The sequence below is a fragment of the Pseudomonas sp. B21-010 genome (assembly GCF_024749325.1).
Lineage (GTDB): Bacteria > Pseudomonadota > Gammaproteobacteria > Pseudomonadales > Pseudomonadaceae > Aquipseudomonas > Aquipseudomonas kilonensis.
Genome location: NZ_CP087198.1, coordinates 3,030,068 through 3,048,154 on the forward strand (window position 1 = coordinate 3,030,068; position 18,087 = coordinate 3,048,154).

At 63.1% G+C, this 18,087-nt stretch carries 16 protein-coding genes; 10 read left to right on the top strand and 6 right to left on the bottom strand.

The genetic code is table 11. The annotated features are described in order from the left end of the window. Window positions 1–8: 8 nt before the first annotated feature. From LOY50_RS13315 to nahK, 3 genes are all read left to right on the top strand, one after another. Window positions 9–536: a nitrous oxide reductase accessory protein NosL gene (locus LOY50_RS13315; RefSeq protein WP_253474387.1), complete on the top strand. Its 528-nt coding sequence runs from the start codon at window positions 9–11 to the stop codon at window positions 534–536. A gap of 241 nt (window positions 537–777) precedes the next feature. After that, on the top strand, window positions 778–1,941 hold the full coding sequence (gene nosP / locus LOY50_RS13320; protein WP_258691103.1) for a nitric oxide-sensing protein NosP: 1,164 nt from the start codon (window positions 778–780) through the stop codon (window positions 1,939–1,941). Further along, entirely contained in the window at window positions 1,871–4,513 is a 2,643-nt protein-coding gene (nahK, locus tag LOY50_RS13325; RefSeq protein WP_258691104.1) for a hybrid sensor histidine kinase/response regulator NahK/ErcS', read from the top strand. Before nosP ends, nahK begins: the two co-directional genes overlap by 71 nt. A 153-nt stretch (window positions 4,514–4,666) precedes the next feature. On the opposite strand, the gene LOY50_RS13330 is transcribed toward nahK, so the two are convergent. The 6 genes from LOY50_RS13330 to LOY50_RS13355 form a co-directional block, all read right to left on the bottom strand. Then, window positions 4,667–5,332 carry a response regulator transcription factor gene (locus tag LOY50_RS13330; protein WP_014338437.1) on the bottom strand — a complete coding sequence of 222 codons (666 nt, stop codon included), beginning with the start codon at window positions 5,330–5,332 and terminating at the stop codon, window positions 4,667–4,669. 59 nt (window positions 5,333–5,391) lie between these two features. After that, a complete protein-coding gene (locus LOY50_RS13335) occupies window positions 5,392–5,925 on the bottom strand; it encodes a PQQ-dependent catabolism-associated CXXCW motif protein (protein ID WP_258691105.1) in 534 nt (177 codons plus the stop codon). A 261-nt stretch (window positions 5,926–6,186) separates the two neighbouring features. Next, window positions 6,187–6,978: an ABC transporter permease gene (locus LOY50_RS13340; protein WP_253474399.1), complete on the bottom strand. Its 792-nt coding sequence runs from the start codon at window positions 6,976–6,978 to the stop codon at window positions 6,187–6,189. Then, window positions 6,975–7,706 (bottom strand): ABC transporter ATP-binding protein, encoded by a 732-nt coding sequence (locus LOY50_RS13345; protein ID WP_253474402.1) that lies wholly within the window; start codon window positions 7,704–7,706, stop codon window positions 6,975–6,977. Before LOY50_RS13345 ends, LOY50_RS13340 begins: the two co-directional genes overlap by 4 nt. Beyond that, a complete protein-coding gene (locus tag LOY50_RS13350; RefSeq protein ID WP_253474405.1) occupies window positions 7,703–8,710 on the bottom strand; it encodes a YVTN family beta-propeller repeat protein in 1,008 nt (335 codons plus the stop codon). Before LOY50_RS13350 ends, LOY50_RS13345 begins: the two co-directional genes overlap by 4 nt. Window positions 8,711–8,736: 26 nt before the next feature. Continuing rightward, a complete protein-coding gene (locus LOY50_RS13355) occupies window positions 8,737–9,903 on the bottom strand; it encodes an ABC transporter substrate-binding protein (protein ID WP_258691106.1) in 1,167 nt (388 codons plus the stop codon). 754 nt (window positions 9,904–10,657) lie between these two features. Here LOY50_RS13355 and pedF point away from each other — a divergent pair. The 7 genes from pedF (at window position 10,658) to pqqA (ending at window position 18,021) form a co-directional block, all read left to right on the top strand. Next, the gene (gene pedF / locus LOY50_RS13360; protein ID WP_212796077.1) at window positions 10,658–11,119 is read left to right on the top strand and encodes a cytochrome c-550 PedF; all 462 of its coding nucleotides are present in this window, start codon (window positions 10,658–10,660) and stop codon (window positions 11,117–11,119) included. Between the two features lie 5 nt (window positions 11,120–11,124). Further along, a complete protein-coding gene (locus tag LOY50_RS13365) occupies window positions 11,125–12,000 on the top strand; it encodes an ABC transporter substrate-binding protein (RefSeq protein ID WP_258691107.1) in 876 nt (291 codons plus the stop codon). A gap of 10 nt (window positions 12,001–12,010) precedes the next feature. After that, a complete protein-coding gene (locus LOY50_RS13370) occupies window positions 12,011–12,769 on the top strand; it encodes a quinoprotein dehydrogenase-associated SoxYZ-like carrier (RefSeq protein WP_253474411.1) in 759 nt (252 codons plus the stop codon). A 16-nt stretch (window positions 12,770–12,785) separates the two neighbouring features. Next, window positions 12,786–13,724 (top strand): quinoprotein relay system zinc metallohydrolase 1, encoded by a 939-nt coding sequence (locus LOY50_RS13375; protein WP_258691108.1) that lies wholly within the window; start codon window positions 12,786–12,788, stop codon window positions 13,722–13,724. Window positions 13,725–14,032: 308 nt separating this feature from the next. Further along, window positions 14,033–15,808, top strand: a complete 1,776-nt coding sequence (locus tag LOY50_RS13380) for a PQQ-dependent methanol/ethanol family dehydrogenase (protein WP_258691109.1) — start codon at window positions 14,033–14,035, stop codon at window positions 15,806–15,808. 286 nt (window positions 15,809–16,094) lie between these two features. Then, the gene (locus LOY50_RS13385) at window positions 16,095–17,615 is read left to right on the top strand and encodes an aldehyde dehydrogenase family protein (RefSeq protein WP_253474436.1); all 1,521 of its coding nucleotides are present in this window, start codon (window positions 16,095–16,097) and stop codon (window positions 17,613–17,615) included. Between the two features lie 334 nt (window positions 17,616–17,949). Continuing rightward, on the top strand, window positions 17,950–18,021 hold the full coding sequence (gene pqqA / locus LOY50_RS13390; protein WP_003243383.1) for a pyrroloquinoline quinone precursor peptide PqqA: 72 nt from the start codon (window positions 17,950–17,952) through the stop codon (window positions 18,019–18,021). The last annotated feature ends 66 nt before the right edge of the window (window positions 18,022–18,087 follow it).

Sequence of the window (18,087 nt, forward strand, 5' to 3'; positions counted from 1 at the left end):
ATGCAACGATGAACAGGGTGTATTTCAAGGCGGGTCGCCTTTGGGTCGGGGTGTTGATGTGCCTGGCACTGGCGGCCTGCGGCAAGGCCGAGCCACCTGCGGCCAGCGAGGCGGCGCTGGCGTTCCATCCCAGTGACGAGTGCCATGTGTGCGGGATGGTCATCACTGACTTCCCCGGGCCCAAGGGCGCGGCGGTCGGGGCAGGGGGCGTGAAGAAATTCTGCTCGCCGGCGGAGATGCTGGGCTGGTGGTTGCAGCCGGAAAACCATCGGGCCGACGTCAAGCTGTATGTCCACGACATGGGCCGCAGCCATTGGGATACGCCGGATGACGCCCACCTGATCGACGCCCGGACCGCCTACTTCGTCATCGGCAGCGGGCTTAAAGGCGCCATGGGCGTTGTCCTGGCCTCGTTCTCCGACCCCCAGGCGGCACAAAAACTCGCCAGCGACACCGGCGGCCGGGTGCTGCGCCTGGAAGACATCGACCAGAAACTGCTGGGGCAGGCGACTGCCATGGCGCCGATGAGTCACTGATATTGCTTGTTCGGCAAACCACGCTTGTGGCAGGGGCGGTTGTGGGAGCAAAGCTTGCTCGCGAAACAGGCGCCTCGATTCTGCCAGACCGCATCGCCTCTATCGCGGGCAAGCCTTGCTCCCACATAGAGGGAGCAATCTCATCCCATGGAAGCGTCCACCCGCTACCCAAGTAGCATTCGTCGACCCGGCGCGGCTTCGTACACTCAGGGCTCCTATCACGCACCCGTCGGAGGCGAAGATGCAGCAGGCCCAGAGCGAAGGTGTGGTGAGCGCCATGTCCCAGGCAACGGACGTCCAGCAGGTGGCCCAGGCGTTGGCGCGGCAGCTGTTGCACCCGCACCTGGGCTTCGTGCTGTTTTTCTGTTCCGCCGAATACGACCTCCCGGCCCTGGGCCAGGCGCTGTCCCAGAGTTTCGGTGGGATTCGCCTGGTGGGCTGTACCAGCGCCGGCGAAATCACCGCGCAAGGTTATGGTCGCAACTGCGTGACGGCTGTGGGGTTCGATCACCGGCACTTTTCCATCGCCGCCGAACTGATCGGCGAAATGGAGCACTTCAGCCTGATCGACGCCCAGCAAATGGTCGAGCGCCTGGCGAGCGGCTGTCGCAGCAACGCCTTGGCGCCGATCAAGGGCCACAGTTTCGCCTTGACCCTGCTCGATGGCCTGTCCAGCCGCGAGGAAATGGTGCTGGCGGCCTTGAGCGCTGCGCTGGGGGACATCCCGCATTTCGGCGGTTCGGCCGGCGATGACAACTACCTGACCCACACCCACGTGTTCTTCGAAGGCCAGTTCCACAGTGGCGCGGCCGTGGTGGTGTTGATCAATACCTGGCTGGAATTCGAAGTCTTCACCACCCATCACATCCTGCCCCGGAAGGAGAAACTGGTGGTGACCGGCGCCGACAGCGCCTCGCGACGGGTCTACGAACTCAACGCCGAACCCGCCGCCGAAGAATACGCCCGGCACATCGGCGTGCCCGTGAGCGCCCTCGACTACCGGGTTTTCGCCGCCCATCCACTGGCGGTGCGCATCAACGACCAGTACTACGTGCGGGCGATCCAGCAGGTGCACTCGGACCTGAGCCTGAGTTTCTACTGTGCGGTGGAGAACGGCATCGTTCTCACTGCGATGACCCCCGGGCCCTTGCTGCACAACCTGCAAACGCTGTTCGACGGTTTGCAGGCACGCCTCGGTGACCTGTTGCTGACCATCGGCTGCGATTGCTTTCTCCGGCGCCTGGAGCTGGAAGATCGCGGCGGCCTGGAGCAGATCGGCCAGTTCCTGCGCGAAAAACGGGTGATGGGGTTCAACACCTATGGAGAACAGTTCAATGGCATGCACATCAACCAGACGTTCACCGGAGTTGCCATTGCCCGAAATCGCGTCCCCGGCCATCGCTGAGCTGCAGGCCCAGCTCGCTGCCCTGCAGAATGAAAACCGCAAGTTGCGGCGTATCAATGAGGCGCTGATCGAGCGGGTGGAGTCCGGCATAACCCGGGGCAACGACCCGTATGCGGCGTTCCAGCACTCGGTGGTGCTGGCCGAGCAGGTGCGTGAGCGCACCGATGCGCTGAACCAGGCCATGGCTGAACTCAAGGCCGGCAATCACTTGTTGGGCGAGGCGCGGCTGCGGGCGGAAACGGCCCACCGGCACCTGATCGACGCCATCGAAAGCATCTCCGATGCGTTTGTGCTGTTCGACGAGCAGCAACGCATCGTCCTGTTCAATAGCCGCTTCAAGGCCTTCTGGGCCAACAGCCGGGTGCGCATCATCGCCGGCATGCGCCTTTCCGAGGTCAAGCGCTTGATGACCGCCAACGGGCTGTTCAGCGAAGAACCCCGGGGCCAGGCCGACGAGCATGTGCTGTATCGCTTGCAGAACGGGCGCTGGTTGCAAGTCAGCGAGCGGCCGACCCAGGAGGGCGGCCGGGTAATTCTGTTTACCGACATCACCGACGTCAAACTCAGCGAAACCGTGCGCCGCGAGCAGGCCATCGCGCAGAAATCCCACCTGTTGCAGCGGGCGGTGGACAACCTGTCCCAGGGCGTGGCGATGGTCAACGCCCAAGGCGTGCTGGAGTTGTGGAACCGACGCTTCCTCGAACTCAGCGGCCTGGCACCGGTAGCGGCACACCGGCCATTCAATGAAGTGATCGGCGACAGTGAATTGCAACTGCTGACCCCGGCCAGTCGCGACAGCAACGGCCGGCTGATCCACGAATCCGAGCAGCGCCTGTCCGATGGCCGGGTCCTGGAGATCCGTACGCATCCCTTGCCCACTGGCGGCTACGTCAACACCTTCACCGACATCACCGAACGCTACCAGCACGCCGAGGCGCTGAGCGAAAGCGAACGCTGGATTCGCCTGATCACCGACCATGTGCCGGCGCTGATCGCCTACCTCAACGCCGACCTGGTCTACGAATTCACCAACAAGGTCTACGAGCAGTGGTATTGCTGGCCCCGTGGCGTGATGCTTGGCCAGAGCTTGCGCGAAGCCCATAGCGAGCAGCATTACCAGCGCCTGGAAGCCTACGTGGCGCGGGCGTTGGCGGGTGAGAGCGTGACGTTCGAGTTCGCCGAGACCAACATCAACAACCAGGAGCGCTACATGCTGCGCTCCTATGTGCCCAACCGCCTGGCCAACGGCGAAGTGGTGGGGATTTTCGTGCTGATCCGCGACATCACCGAACGCCGGCGCACCGCCGAGGCGCTGCACCAGGCCTACCAGAACCTGGAACAGCGGGTCCAGGAGCGCACGGCCGAACTGACCACTCTCAACGACCAGTTGCTGCGCGAGATCGACGAGCGCAGCCGGGTGGAGTTGCGCCTGCGCGAAGCCAAGCGCGAGGCTGAGCAGGCCAACCTGTCGAAGACCAAATTCCTCGCAGCGGTCAGCCATGACCTGCTGCAACCGCTCAACGCCGCTCGGCTGTTCACCAGTGCCTTGCTCGAGCGCCGCGAGCCGGTCGCCAACGCGCAACTGGTGCGTAACGTCAGCCATTCGCTGCAGGACGTGGAGAACCTCCTGGGCACTCTGGTGGACATCTCCAAGCTGGACGCCGGAGTGATCAAGGCCGATGTCGCGCCGTTCGCCCTCAGCGAGCTACTCGACAACCTGGCCGCCGAATACGCCCAGATCGCCGGCAGCGAGGGGCTGGCGCTGCACTTTGTCGGCTGTTCGGTGTTGGTGCGCAGCGACATGCAATTGCTCGCGCGTATCTTGCGCAATCTGCTCAGCAACGCGATTCGCTACACCCCCAGCGGCCGGGTGGTGCTCGGTTGTCGGCGACACCGCCAGCGCGTGTCGATCCAGGTCTGGGACAGCGGCATCGGCATTGCCGAGAACCGCCTGGAGGAAATATTCCAGGAGTTCAAGCGCGGCGACGTGCAGCGCCCGAACCAGGACCGTGGGTTGGGCCTGGGCCTGGCGATTGTCGAGAAAATCGCCGGGATCCTCGGGCACCGGATCCAGGTGCGCTCCTGGCCGGGCAAGGGCTCGATGTTCTCTATCGACGTGCCGCTGAGCGCCACCGCGCCCAAGCCGCTGCCATGCCTGGACATGAGCGAGCCGATGCTCGAACGACTGCGTGGGGCGCGGGTCTGGGTACTGGATAACGATGCGGCGATCTGCGCCGGCATGCGTACGTTGCTGGAGGGCTGGGGTTGCCAGGTAGTGACCGCGTTGTCGGAACAGGACCTGGCCCGCCAGGTGGACAACTACCATGCCGAGGCCGACCTGCTGATCGCCGATTATCACCTGGACAACGATCAGAACGGCGTCGATGCGGTGGCCCGGATCAACGCCCGACGGGCCTCACCGATCCCGGCCATGATGATCACCGCCAACTACAGCAACGAGCTCAAGCAGCAGATCCGCGAACGCGGGCATACACTGATGCACAAGCCGGTGCGGCCGATGAAGCTGAAGATTGCGATGAGTCATCTGCTAGGCCAGACCCAGGAGCATTGAGCGAGCGCTGTTGTGGCGAGGGAGCTTGCTCCCGCTGGGCTGCGCAGCAGCCCCGTCCTGAACAAGCCTGACACACCGGCCGCTTCGCGCCCCAGCGGGAGCAAGCTCCCTCGCCACAGGGGTGTTCGGCCTGTCCCTGTAGCGTTCAGCGGTTCAACGCCGCAGGTAAGCCCCGAAATCAATATCCCCGGCACTGAGGATCGCCTGCACCCGGTTGTGCACGTTGAGTTTGCGCAGGATCGCCGAGACGTGGGCCTTGACCGTGGTTTCGGCGATGTCCAGGGTGTAGGCGATCTGTTTGTTCGACTCACCCTTGGTCATGCGTTCGAGCACCAGCAGTTGCTTGCGGGTCAAGGCCTGGAGCAGTTCCGGTGGGAAACTCGGGTTTTCGTTCAGGCGCCGACCCATCGGGCTTTTTTGCGTGCGAATGATGTCGGGCGGCAGGTACACGTTGCCGTTGAGGATCTGCTCGATGGCGTCGGTCATCTGCGAGCGTGGCGAGGATTTGGTGATGAAACCCACCGCACCATAGGTAATGGCTTGCAGCACCACCTGCTTGTCCTGCTCGGCGGAAACAATCACCACGGGGATGGTCGGTGCCTCGTTGCGCAGGTTGATCAGGCCATTGAGTCCGTGCATGCCGGGCATGTTCAGGTCCAGCAGGATCAGGTCCAGGTCGTCGTGCTCGGCAGTCAAGGCCAGGGCACTGTCCAGGTCGGCGGTCTCCATGACCTCGCTGCCAGGAAAACCGTCGCTGATGACGTTGTGGATGGCTTCGCGAAACAGTGGGTGATCGTCGGCTATCAGGATTTTATACATGGCCATTCACCTCGTTATTGTCGTGTGGGGCAGGGCAGTTGCACGCACTTCTTGCAAGATCAGGGAAAGGGTTCGGGCCGGGCCGCTTGCAGGGGCAGGTTGGCCGCCTCCCAGGCATCGAGGCCATCGCGATACCAGTACACATGGTTATAGCCCATGGCAGCGGCGCGTTTTACCGCGTTCCAGCTCAGCCAGCAATCGGCGCGGCAATAAAAGACCAACGGCGAATCCAACCGCCCGCCGGTGGCCGTGCGCAGGTGATGGCTGAAGTAGTCCTGCCAGGTCGGATCGAGGTCGCCATCACCGGTATTGGCCAGCCACAGGCTGCCAGGGAGGTTGGCATGGGGTTCGTTGTCGATGAAACGCCCTTGGACCCACGGCCGGCGATAAACGTCGATCAGCACTGGGGGCGAGGCTTGGCCGAGCAGCTGTTGCAGGGCCTGGGTGTCAAGGGTCTGGGCGCCGTCGACGGTGGCGGGCGTCGGGCTGCGGTATTGGGCGATGCGATAACCCTGCGCTGAAAACAGCGTGGTATCGGCCTGCGCGACATTCAGCGCCAGGCCCAGCAAGAGGATTGCCAGTAAACGGGGCATAGGATTTATCCTTTTTGTTATGCGCCCATTACATGCCAGGGTCGAGGTCTTGTGAATGCGACCATAGACAGGAAAACCAGTACTAAAGTAGTAATTTCGGCCATGGGCCCTGTACAGAAGCCTTGTGGAGAACCTTGTGGGAGCGAGCTTGCTCGCGATAGCGACGGATCATTCGGCAATGATGTTGACTGATACACCGCTATCGCGAGCAAGCTCGCTCCCACAGGGGAGTCCACCCACAAGGGAATTGTGTCAGACAGTTCAACTGGCCTTGCGCAACGCCGCATGCTGCGGATTGAACGTCCACACCGCCAACAGCGCGAACACCAGGGTCAACCCCACGCACACCGCCATCGCCAGCAGGTTGAACTGCTCGTACAGCGCAAAACGCACCAACTCCACGCCGTGGGTGAACGGGCTGACCGCGCAAAGCCAGTACAGCCAAGGGCTGGCTTCCTGCATTTTCCACAGCGGGTACAGCGCCGAAGACAGGAAGAACATCGGGAAGATCACGAAATTCATTACCCCGGCGAAGTTTTCCAGTTGCCGGATGGCATTGGACAGCAGCAAGCCCAGGGCGCTGAGCATCAGGGCCACCAGTAACAGGGCCGGCAGGGCCAGCAGCAGGCCCATGGTCGGTGGCTGGATGCCGTACAGCCAGGCGATGGCGAGAAAGGCATAGACCTGCAACAGCGAGATCAACGACGTCGCCAACAACTTGCTCGCCAGCAGGAACGCCCGGGGCAGGGGACTGGTGAGCAACACGCGCATGCTGCCCATCTCCCGGTCGTAGACCATCGACAGCGAGCCCTGCATGCCGTTGAACAACAGGATCATGCAGGCCAGCCCGGGCACGATGTACACCTCGTAGGGGATGTAGGTGTCGTAGGGCGCGATGATGGCGATGCCCAGCGCCGCGCGAAAACCGGCGGCGAACACCAGCAGCCACAGCAGGGGCCGCACCAGGGCACTGAGCAGCCGGGTGCGTTGCAGCACGAAGCGCAGCCATTCGCGCGTCACGATGCCGCTGAAACATTGCCAGTACGCATTCATGGCCGGACTCCCGAGGTGGTCAAGCGGGTGAAAGCCGAGCCGAGGCTGCCCCCGTGTTCCAGGCTCACCGCGTCGGCCTGGCCGCTGGCGACCAGACGGCCCTGGTGCACGATCAACAGGTCGTCGCTGGGCTGTACTTCGTCCAGCAGGTGAGTGGTCCAGAGCACGCTGATGCCTTGCTCGCTGCACAGTTGCCGGATGTGCAGACCCAGGGCGAGGCGGCTGGCCGGATCGAGGCCGACGCTGGGTTCGTCGAGCAGCAACAGGCGCGGTTCGTGGAGCAGGGCGCGGGCGATCTCGACCCGGCGGCGATGGCCACCGTTGAGGTCGCGCACCCGTTCATGGCGCCGCTCGGTCAGGTGCTGGCGGGTCAGTTCGGCGTCGATGCGGGCGCTGCCCTGGCGCCGCGAAAACCCGTGCAGCGCCAGGTGATAGCGCAGGTTCTGTTCAATGCTCAGGTCCAGGTCCAGGGTGCTCTGTTGGAACACCACGCCCAACTGGCGCAGGGCCGGTCTTGGTGATTTCTGCAGGGAATGACCACCGATGCGGATCTCGCCGCGTTGCAGGTCGTACAGGCGTGTGAGCAGGGCGATCAGCGTCGACTTACCAGCACCGTTGGGTCCCAGCAGCGCGGCGAAACGTCCGGCCGGCAAGCTGAAACTCATCTGCTTGAGGGCTTCGCGCGCGCCATAGGCAAAGCTCAAGTCGCTGACCTCCAGGGCGTTCATGGCGTGACCACCACGCCCCAAGGGTAGCGCCCGACTTTCACCGACTTCAGGACCTTGCGGCTCTCTACATCGATCACCGAGACATCGCCGCTGACGCCGTTGGTCGCCAGCAGCTGCTTCTGGTCCGGGGTGAACGCCAGTTGCCAGACCCGCCGGCCCACCAGCAGGTAATCCAGCACTTCGAAGGTCTTGGCGTCGATCACCGCCACATGGTTGGCCGGGCCCAGGGCGACGAACGCCAGCTTGCCGTCGGCGCTGAGCTTGATGCCCACCGGTTGGACCTTGTCCGGGTGCACGCCCTTGATCTGGAACGTCAGGGTCTTGAGGATCTTGCGCGTCGCCACGTCGAGCACGGTCAACGTGCCGCCGATCTCCGCCGAGGCCCAGAGCTGCGTACCGTCGCGATTGAACTCGACGAAACGTGGCCGCTGGTCCACCAGGGTGTTGTCGGCCAGGGTCTGGGTACTGGTGTCGATCCAGTGCAGCATGTTCGTGGTTTCACTGGTGTTGACCGCCCATTTGCCGTCAGGGCTGACGGCCATGCCCTCGGGTTCGACACCCACGCCGATCTGGCCGAGCACTTCGGAGGTCTGGGTGTCGATCACCGTGACCAGGGCATCGTCTTCGTTGGAGACATACAGCCAGCGGTCGTTGGGGTGCAGGGCGAATTGCTCGGGGTCCTTGCCGGAGGGCAGTTCCTTGATGATCTTGCGGGTGGCGACGTCCATCACCTGGACCCGGTCCGAGTCGCTGGCGCAGATGTACAGCAGGCGATTGTCGTGGGACAGCAGCAGGCCCCGGGGGCGCTGGCCCACCGGCAGGGTCTCGATGACTTCCAGGCTCTGCATGTCGATCAGGCTCAGGCTATTGTCTTTCTCGTTGGAGACCCAGGCGATGCTGGCGGCGGCGCAGGGACCGGCGGCAAGCAACGCGGCGCCCAGGGCGAGGGCTTTGCATAACCGGGTCGGGCAGAGCCGGGCCGGGTGAATCAGGGAGCGGCGCATGGCGGTTTCCTTATTGTTGTTATCGATCAGGGGTAACGGCAGCTCACTTCGGGCTGGTCGTAACCCAGGCTGTCCATTTCATTGGAAGGGTGCAGAAAGCCGTCCTGGGGCGAGGTGCTGACCAGTGCCCGTGGCTGGACCAGCGCAATGGGTTGGCGCAACTGGCCGTTCCAGGGCCGGTAGCTGAGCTTGCGACCCTTGAAACCGTCCAGGGGTAACTGGTCGCTGAGGGCCAGTTGGCGGATGGCGAGCGGGTCGTCCTGACGCAATTTGCCCACGGCGCTGGCGATGCTGCGCACGGCGATCCAGGCAGCAAAGTCGCGGTCGTTCATCCAGCGTCCGGCCAGGGCTTCGAAGCGTTTTTGCAGTTGCGCCGCGCCGTAGGTTTCCACGGTCTTGTGCCAGCCGGTGGGCGTCAGCCCTTGGGTGCCGGCCACCGGGCGTGGGTACCAGGTCTGGTAGGGCAGGTATTCACCGAAGTCGCCGCGCTCGTCGGCCACCAGCACCACGTCGTACTCGGCGGTCTGGGTGAACAGCGGCATGTCGGCTTGGGCGCTGCGGCGCTGGTCGTTGTCGAACTGCCAGGCCTTTTCGGCGACGATCTTCATGCCGAAGCGTTTCATGGCCCGGCGCAATGCGGCGGCGTAGGCCTGGTCCTCGGGCGTCTGGCCGACGATCAGCAAGGCCCGCTGCCATTTGCGCACGACGCTGAACTGCACCAGGGCATCGGCGAGCATGGCGCGGTCGGGCAGGCTGTGCAGCACGTTGCCCAGGCAGTCGGTGGTGCGCAGGCTGTCGTCGGGGCTACCGGCGTTGAACAGCAGGCTGTCGGGCAGGGCGGCGCTGAGTTGGCGCAGGCTGGCGGCCGGTGCGTTGACCACGAACAGCCGCAGGCCCTGGTCGTGTTGGGCCCGGGCGGCCTGGAGCAGCGCCTCGGGCGTGTCGACGCTGGCGCTTTCCAGGCGGTAGTCGTGCTTGAGGAAACGCCCGGTGCTGTTGCTGTCGACGATCGCCAGTTCAGCGCCGCGCAACCCGGCATCGGCCGGTTCGGCAATGACGTTGGACAGCAACGGGCCCGGATCGGGACGATAACCCAGGTAGCCGATGCGCACTTGCAGCGGCGTGATATCGCCCGCGTGAGCGGTTGCCGCTGCCAGCAGAGAAACCAGGGCGTAACTGACGAGCCAGCGCATGACATCCTCCATTGCAGGTAGCGCCAGCATAGGAAGCCCAGGGGCATGGGGAAATATGCAGAAAGTACCGCCGGTGCAGTACCAAGGTAGTAACCCACCGCCGGTGTTGGGGTTTTACGGTACGGGAAATGGTCATTCATCAGGAGTGGACAAAACCTGCAAACCGCCGCAACCCCAGGTGGGAGCGAGCCTGCTCGCGAAGGCGGCGTTACATTCAGCATCTCAGTGACAGGTGCTCCGCCATCGCGAGCAAGCTCGCTCCCACATTTGATTTCATTGAACACCGATGTTGTGTACGGCACAGATCCCCTGTGGGAGCGAGCTTGCTCGCGAAGCCGTCGGCACATTCAACATCACTGCCAGCTGAGCCACCGCCATCGCGAGCAAGCTCGCTCCCACATTTGATTTCATTGAACACAGATGTTGTGTACGGCACAGATCCCATGTGGGAGCGAGCTTGCTCGCGAAGTCGTCGGCACATTCAACATCACTGCCAGCTGAGCCACCGCCATCGCGAGCAGGCTCGCTCCCACAAGATTTATTGGCGGGCCGCCTACAACGACACGGCGGCGCCGTAGCCTACTGCCGGGAAGACTTCCCGAGCCGCCTGTCTTTACGACCTGCATCGGATGGCTTGCTACCAAGGAACTAGACCCCGACCACCAAAGCAGCATTCGGCTGGGGCAAGGGGGTTCCTAAGATGACGGCACGGCTTCTTCACAGAGGTCTGCGTGCAATCTGAGAGGGCATAACAATGACAACAAAACGCAACGCCATCATCGCTACCGCATTACTGATGGGGCTGACCGGCGCAGGCTCCGCATGGGCCCATGGCAACGTAGTGCCCCAGGCAGTGGAAACCAAGGGACTGACCCCGATCAAGGACACCGGTGTCGCACTGGACGGTGACGGCTGGGCCACGGTGAACCCTTACCGCACCTCCCCCGAACACGACCGGGCGCTGGAGATCGGCTCATCGGCCTACAACCAGAACTGCGCGGCCTGCCATGGCCTGGAAGCCAAGTCGGGCGGCATCGCTCCGGACTTGCGCATGCTCGACGCCGCCGACGCCGGTGATGAGTGGTTTGTCGAGCGCGTACGTCACGGTGCGGTGCGCGACGGCCGGGTCTACATGCCGAAAATGGCCGACTACCTGAGCCAGGAAGCCTTGTGGGCGGTGCGCACCTATCTCGACAGCGTGCACGTCGAGGAGTGATCGCCATGCGCCTGTTCGCGTGGGTAATGTGCAGCCTGCTCCTGTGGGGCCAGACGGTACAGGCGCAGGTGCGCAGCTACGACCAGATGATCGCCGCCGGTGAGTTGAAGGTCGCGGTCTACAAGGACTTCGCGCCCTACAGTTTCGAGGACCACGGCCAACCCAGGGGCGTGGACGTGGAACTGGCCCAGGCCCTGGCCAAAGCGCTTGGCGTGCGCCTGCAATTGATGTGGGCTCCGCCGGGCGAAAAACTCGATGACGACCTGCGCGATTACATCTGGCGCAGCAGTCCGTTGCACGAGCGGCAATTGGCCGACTTGATGATGCGTGTCCCGTACGATCACGACTACGTGCAAAGGCGCAACGACGTTGGCGAACTGGCAAACGCCCAGGTGGTGATGTTCGGCCCTTACCAGCAGGAATGCTGGCAAGTGGCATTTGACCGCCGCCGATTGGATTCGGTGGGCAGTGTCGCGGTGTTCCAGGAGCATCCCATTGGCGTTGAAGTCGACAGCGTGCCGTCGTTCTACCTGACATCGGTGTTCAACGGCATGCTCAGCGCCAGGACCCACCATTACCCCGCTGTCAGCCAGGCCTTCAAGGCCATGCAGGCCGGGGAGGTGGACGCCGTCATGGCCATGCGCGGTGAGGTCGATTGGCAAGTGCACGAGGCGGCTGATCCGCAACTGGCGCTGGCGGAAAACGCCTACCCGAACATGGGCAAGCAACGTTGGGAAATCGGCATGGCGGTGCATGAAAGCAACCGTCAACTGGCCTATGCGGTGGAAGAGGCGCTGGAAGGCTTGATCCGCGACGGCAGCGTCAAGACGGTCTATGCCCATTACGGCCTGCGTTACGAAGTGCCGGAGATGTATCAATAGGAGCGCAGGGATGAAATGGGCCATGTGGTGCCTGCTGTGGTGCGGCCTGCCGACGATTGCGCTGGCGGCGGTCGAACCGGGGAAGGACCCGGTGCCGTCGGTGATGTGGGCCTTCTATCACAAGCAATTGCTGGGGGACGCGTCGTTCGTGTTCGACGAACGGGTGCGCCTGCTGGCGCCACCGTTTGCCGAAGACGCACGCCAGGTGCCACTGGAGATCGATGCCCGGGCCTTCACCGGCGACGTCGTGCGGGTGCTGGCCTGGGCCGAACTGAACCCGTTGCCGAAAATCGTCGACTTCCAACCAGGGGAGCGGGTGCTGCCCTGGCTGTCGATCCGCATTCGCATCGAGCAAGCCACGCCGTTGCGCGCCGCCGTGCAGACCCGCGATGGCCTGTGGCACGTCGGCTCGACCCTGATCGACGCGGCCGGTGGTGGCTGCACCGCGCCCAGCGTGGTGCGTACCCAGCCGGGTTGGGAAGAACACTTGGGCGAGGTGCTGGGCGCCCGCTATCCCCGGGGCGATTCGAGCCGCCTGCGCCTGCAGGTGGCGCATCCGATGGATAACGGCCTGGTGAGCGGCATCCCGGAGTTTTTCCTCAACCAGGCGCAACTGCTGGACGCCGACGGTCAGGTGCTGGCGCGACTGGAGCTGTTCCCGGCGGTCAGCGAAAACCCCAACCTGGGCTTCGACATCCGAGGCCCGGGCCAGACCCGCCTGCTGCTGCGCGACAACAGCGGCAATACGTTCGAGGCGGCGATCCCCTGACCACAAGGAGCGCGCCATGCGCTGGTTGTTGCTGATGTTCCTGAGCCTGTGCTGGCCGACGTGGGCCGGTACGGACTACGCACTCAAGCCCCGGCAGATCGCCGAAGGCACCTGGCTGCTGGAAGGCAGCACCGAGAATTTTGCCAAGGCCAACGGCGGCAACATCGTCAATACCGCGTTCATCGTCACCGATGCCGGCGTGGTGGTGATCGACACCGGGCCGTCGAAGCGCTACGGCGAGGCGCTGCGCCAGGCCATTGCCGCGACCACCGATAAACCGGTGACCCAGGTCCTGCTGACCCATCATCACCCCGACCACGTATTGGGCAACCAGGCCTTCAGCGACGTGCCCATCGGTGCCTTGGCGGGCACCACCGATCTGCTGCGACAGCAGGGTGATGCGCTGGCGGAAAACATGTACCGGCTGGTGGGCGACTGGATGCGCGGCACCGAGGTGGTGTTGCCGACCCGGGAGCTGGCGGCCGGGACGTTGAAGGTGGGCAATCATTCGTTGCATCTGCTGCAACTGGCCGGGCACACCGGGGCCGACCTGGCGATTTTCGACGAAACCACCGGTGTGCTGTTTGCCGGCGACCTGGTGTTTTACGAACGCGCCCTGACCACCCCCAACAGCCCGGGCCTGGAGGTCTGGCTCCAGGACCTGGACACCTTGCAGGCCTTGCCCTGGAAGCAGATCGTGCCCGGCCACGGCCCGGTCGCGAACGACGCCCGGCCTTTTACCCAGATGCGCGACTACCTGGGCTGGCTCGACCAACTGCTGCGCAACGGCGCGGCCCGGGGCGACGACATGGCCGAGATGATCCGCAGCCCCATTCCCGAGCGCTTTGCCGGGATCAGCCTGAGTCGCTATGAGTTGATTCGCAGTGTCAGTCATCTCTATCCACGTTATGAGCGGGCGGGGATGAAACGGGTGGATACCCACGACCCTGACTGAACACATACCCCGTGGCGAGGGAGCTTGCTCCCGCTGGGCTGCGCAGCAGCCCCTATGTCAGTCAACCTGGCTATCAATGTTGGCTGGGCTATTTTTAGGGCCGCTGCGCGCCCCAGCGGGAGCAAGCTCCCTCGCGACGGGGGTTGGTGTCACCAGCAAAGAAGCTGGATGCGACGACTCCACATGTGTACCAAGGAACTAGAAAACTCAACACAGCGGGCAATTGTTGGCAACGGCTCCGAGCCCAAGAATCTGTGGCAGACCGGGAAAAATTCCCGGGTATAACAATAACCGCAGAGGTAGCCGTCATGAGTCATCCCGCACGTCGCCAACCCTTCGCCGTGAGCCTGCTGCTCAGTGCCATGCTGCTGTCCGGTTCGGCCCTTGCAGCCGTGACCGATCAGGAAATTCTCCAGGACCCGAAAAACCCGCAGCAGATCGTGACCAACGGCCTGGGTGTCCAGGGCCAGCGCTACAGCCCGCTCGATACCCTCAATGTCGATAACGTGAAGGACCTGCGACCGGTCTGGGCGTTCTCCTTCGGCGGTGAAAAACAGCGCGGCCAGCAAGCCCAGCCGATGATCAAGGACGGGGTGATGTACCTCACCGGTTCCTACTCGCGGGTATTCGCAGTGGATGCGCGCACCGGCAAGAAGCTGTGGCAATACGATGCGCGCCTGCCCGATGACATCCGTCCTTGCTGCGACGTGATCAACCGTGGCGTGGCGTTGTACGGCGACCTGGTGTTCTTCGGCACTCTCGACGCCAAGCTGGTGGCCTTGAACAAGGACACCGGCAAGGTGGTGTGGAGCAAGAAAGTGGCCGACCACAAGGAAGGCTATTCCATCAGCGCCGCGCCACTGGTCATCAACGGCAAGCTGATCACCGGCGTGGCCGGGGGCGAGTTCGGTGTGGTGGGCCAGATCAGTGCCTACGACCCGAAAAATGGCGAACTGCTGTGGACCCGCCCAACGGTGGAAGGCCACATGGGCTACGTCTACAAAGATGGCAAAGCCATCGAGAATGGTATTTCCGGCGGCGAGGCGGGCAAGACCTGGCCGGGGGATCTCTGGAAAACCGGCGGTGCCGCGCCTTGGCTGGGCGGCTACTACGACCCGGAAACCAACCTGCTGCTGTTCGGCACCGGCAACCCGGCCCCCTGGAACTCCCACCTGCGTCCTGGCGACAACCTCTATTCGTCGTCGCGCCTGGCCCTGAACCCGGACGACGGGACTATCAAGTGGCACTTCCAGAGCACGCCTCACGACGGCTGGGACTATGACGGCGTCAATGAACTGATCTCGTTCAACTACAAGGAAGGCGGCAAGGACATCAAGGCGGCAGCGACTGCTGACCGTAACGGCTTCTTCTACGTGCTCGACCGCACCAACGGCAAGTTCATCCGCGGCTTCCCGTTTGTCGACAAGATCACCTGGGCCACTGGCCTGGACAAGGATGGGCGGCCGATCTACAACGAGGCCAGCCGTCCGGGTGCGCCGGGCAGCGAAGCCAAGGGCAGTTCGGTGTTCGTCGCACCGGCGTTCCTCGGCGCGAAAAACTGGATGCCGATGGCCTACAACCAGGACACAGGCCTGTTCTACGTGCCGTCCAACGAATGGGGCATGGACATCTGGAACGAAGGCATCGCCTACAAGAAAGGCGCGGCGTTCCTCGGGGCCGGCTTCACCATCAAGCCGCTGAACGAGGATTACATCGGCGTGCTGCGGGCCATCGACCCCAAGACCGGCAAGGAAGTCTGGCGCCACAAGAACTACGCGCCGCTGTGGGGTGGGGTCCTGACCACCAAGGGCAACCTGGTGTTCACCGGCACGCCTGAAGGGTTCCTGCAGGCCTTCAACGCCAAGACCGGGGAAAAGGTCTGGGAATTCCAGACCGGCTCCGGCGTGCTCGGTTCGCCCATCACCTGGGAAATGGACGGCGAGCAATACGTCTCCGTGGTCTCCGGCTGGGGCGGCGCGGTGCCGCTGTGGGGGGGCGAGGTGGCCAAGCGCGTGAAGGACTTCAACCAGGGCGGCATGCTCTGGACCTTCAAGTTGCCAAAGGATTTGGTGGTCAAGCGCTGAGCCAACTCTGGCAAATGCAGAACCTGTGGAAAATGTAGCACCTGTGGGAGCGAGCTTGCTCGCGATAGCGGTCGATCAGTCACCCTCCATGCTGGATGTGCCGACCTCATCGCGAGCAAGCTCGCTCCCACAAAAAAGCCCGGGTCATCCTCGGATCGCGGCAAAACCTACGACCAAATAACGAGAGTCCCCCCTGCCAACGACGCATTCGTCCGGCAGCCGGGGCTCTCTACCATCGGCCTATCGCCTGTCCCGTGACAGGCATCGACCAGGCAGAGGCCCCATCATGATCTACGCACAACCCGGAACCCCAGGCGCCGTCGTTTCCTTCAAGCCGCGCTATGGCAATTTCATCGGCGGCGAATTCGTCGCGCCGGTCAACGGCGAATACTTCACCAACACCTCCCCGGTCAATGGCGAAGTCATTGCCGAATTCCCACGTTCCAGCGCCGCCGACATCGACAAGGCCCTGGATGCCGCCCATGCCGCAGCCGATGCCTGGGGAAAGACTTCGGTGCAGGACCGTTCCCTGGTGCTGTTGAAAATCGCCGACCGTATCGAGCAGAACCTTGAAATCCTCGCTGTCAGCGAGACCTGGGACAACGGCAAGGCCGTGCGCGAAACCCTCAATGCCGACGTACCGCTGGCGGCCGACCATTTCCGTTATTTCGCCGGCTGTATCCGCGCCCAAGAGGGTGGGGCGGCCGAGATCAACGAACTGACCACGGCCTATCATTTCCACGAGCCGCTGGGTGTGGTCGGGCAGATCATCCCGTGGAACTTCCCGCTGCTGATGGCCGCCTGGAAACTCGCCCCGGCCCTGGCTGCCGGTAACTGCATCGTGCTCAAGCCGGCTGAACAGACGCCGTTGTCGATCATGGTCTTCATCGAGCTGGTCGCCGACCTGCTGCCGCCCGGCGTGCTGAACATCGTCCATGGTTACGGTCGTGAAGCCGGTGAAGCCCTGGCCACCAGCAAGCGCATCGCCAAGATCGCCTTCACCGGTTCCACTCCGGTGGGCTCGCACATCATGAAATGCGCCGCCGAGAACATCATCCCGTCCACCGTGGAACTGGGCGGCAAGTCGCCGAACATCTTCTTCGAAGACATCATGCAGGCCGAGCCGGCCTTCATCGAAAAAGCCGCCGAAGGTCTGGTGCTGGCGTTCTTCAACCAGGGCGAAGTCTGCACCTGCCCATCTCGCGCCCTGGTGCAAGAGTCGATCTACGTGCCGTTCATGGCCGAGGTGATGAAAAAAATCGCCAAGATCAAGCGTGGCAACCCGCTGGACACCGAAACCATGGTCGGCGCCCAGGCGTCCGAGCAGCAATTCGACAAGATCCTCTCGTACCTTGAAATTGCCCAGCAAGAGGGCGCCGAGCTGCTCACTGGCGGTGCTGCCGAGCGACTCGAGGGGGATTTGTCGAGTGGTTATTACATCCAGCCGACCCTGCTCAAGGGCCACAACAAAATGCGCGTGTTCCAGGAAGAGATCTTCGGCCCGGTAGTGGGCGTGACCACCTTCAAGGACGAAGCCGAAGCCCTGGCAATCGCCAACGACACCGAGTTCGGCCTTGGCGCTGGCCTGTGGACCCGCGACATCAACCGCGCCTACCGCATGGGCAGGGCGATCAAGGCCGGTCGCGTCTGGACCAACTGCTACCACCTGTACCCGGCGCACGCCGCGTTCGGTGGCTACAAGAAGTCTGGCGTGGGTCGTGAAACCCACAAGATGATGCTCGACCACTACCAGCAGACCAAGAACCTGCTGGTGAGCTACGACATCAATCCACTGGGGTTCTTCTAACCCTGGGAGATAGCAAGCAGGGCAGTTGCTGTGACCCTGTAGGAGCTGGCGAAGCCTGCGATCTTTTGATCTTTTGATCTTTTGATCTTTTGATCTTTTGATCTTTTGGTCTTTTGGTCTTTCGCTTGAGATTCAAGTGTATTGGGAAAGATCGCAGCCTCGTTGCACTCGACAGCTCCTACACAGCTCCTGCAATTTAGGGGGAGCAAGTGCTCGCTGCTCCAGTAGTACCAACGCACCCCACCCACCGCTTCGAAAGTAGCATTCGAGCCCCAGGCGTGGCGTGCATTAATGACCTTGCCGGAATCGCCCGGTACAAGAAGAGGAAAGACCCATGTGGACTAAACCCGCGTACACCGACCTGCGTATTGGCTTTGAAGTGACGATGTACTTCGCCAACCGATGAGTGCCGGCCCGGCCTGACGCGTTCAGGCCGGGCTACACATTGGTCTGATTGCAATCACGGTGGGAT

What these genes read in the sequence shown, in the direction of transcription:
- LOY50_RS13350 (WP_253474405.1), bottom strand. Translation starts at nt 8,710, where the DNA reads ATGCGCCGCTCCCTGATTCACCCGGCCCGGCTCTGCCCGACCCGGTTA.
- LOY50_RS13375 (WP_258691108.1), top strand. Translation starts at nt 12,786, where the DNA reads ATGCGCTGGTTGTTGCTGATGTTCCTGAGCCTGTGCTGGCCGACGTGG.
- nahK (WP_258691104.1), top strand. Translation starts at nt 1,871, where the DNA reads ATGGCATGCACATCAACCAGACGTTCACCGGAGTTGCCATTGCCCGAA.
- nosP (WP_258691103.1), top strand. Translation starts at nt 778, where the DNA reads ATGCAGCAGGCCCAGAGCGAAGGTGTGGTGAGCGCCATGTCCCAGGCA.
- LOY50_RS13380 (WP_258691109.1), top strand. Translation starts at nt 14,033, where the DNA reads ATGAGTCATCCCGCACGTCGCCAACCCTTCGCCGTGAGCCTGCTGCTC.
- LOY50_RS13330 (WP_014338437.1), bottom strand. Translation starts at nt 5,332, where the DNA reads ATGTATAAAATCCTGATAGCCGACGATCACCCACTGTTTCGCGAAGCC.
- LOY50_RS13370 (WP_253474411.1), top strand. Translation starts at nt 12,011, where the DNA reads ATGAAATGGGCCATGTGGTGCCTGCTGTGGTGCGGCCTGCCGACGATT.
- LOY50_RS13340 (WP_253474399.1), bottom strand. Translation starts at nt 6,978, where the DNA reads ATGAATGCGTACTGGCAATGTTTCAGCGGCATCGTGACGCGCGAATGG.
- pedF (WP_212796077.1), top strand. Translation starts at nt 10,658, where the DNA reads ATGACAACAAAACGCAACGCCATCATCGCTACCGCATTACTGATGGGG.
- LOY50_RS13355 (WP_258691106.1), bottom strand. Translation starts at nt 9,903, where the DNA reads ATGCGCTGGCTCGTCAGTTACGCCCTGGTTTCTCTGCTGGCAGCGGCA.
- LOY50_RS13365 (WP_258691107.1), top strand. Translation starts at nt 11,125, where the DNA reads ATGCGCCTGTTCGCGTGGGTAATGTGCAGCCTGCTCCTGTGGGGCCAG.
- LOY50_RS13315 (WP_253474387.1), top strand. Translation starts at nt 9, where the DNA reads ATGAACAGGGTGTATTTCAAGGCGGGTCGCCTTTGGGTCGGGGTGTTG.
- LOY50_RS13385 (WP_253474436.1), top strand. Translation starts at nt 16,095, where the DNA reads ATGATCTACGCACAACCCGGAACCCCAGGCGCCGTCGTTTCCTTCAAG.
- LOY50_RS13335 (WP_258691105.1), bottom strand. Translation starts at nt 5,925, where the DNA reads ATGCCCCGTTTACTGGCAATCCTCTTGCTGGGCCTGGCGCTGAATGTC.
- LOY50_RS13345 (WP_253474402.1), bottom strand. Translation starts at nt 7,706, where the DNA reads ATGAACGCCCTGGAGGTCAGCGACTTGAGCTTTGCCTATGGCGCGCGC.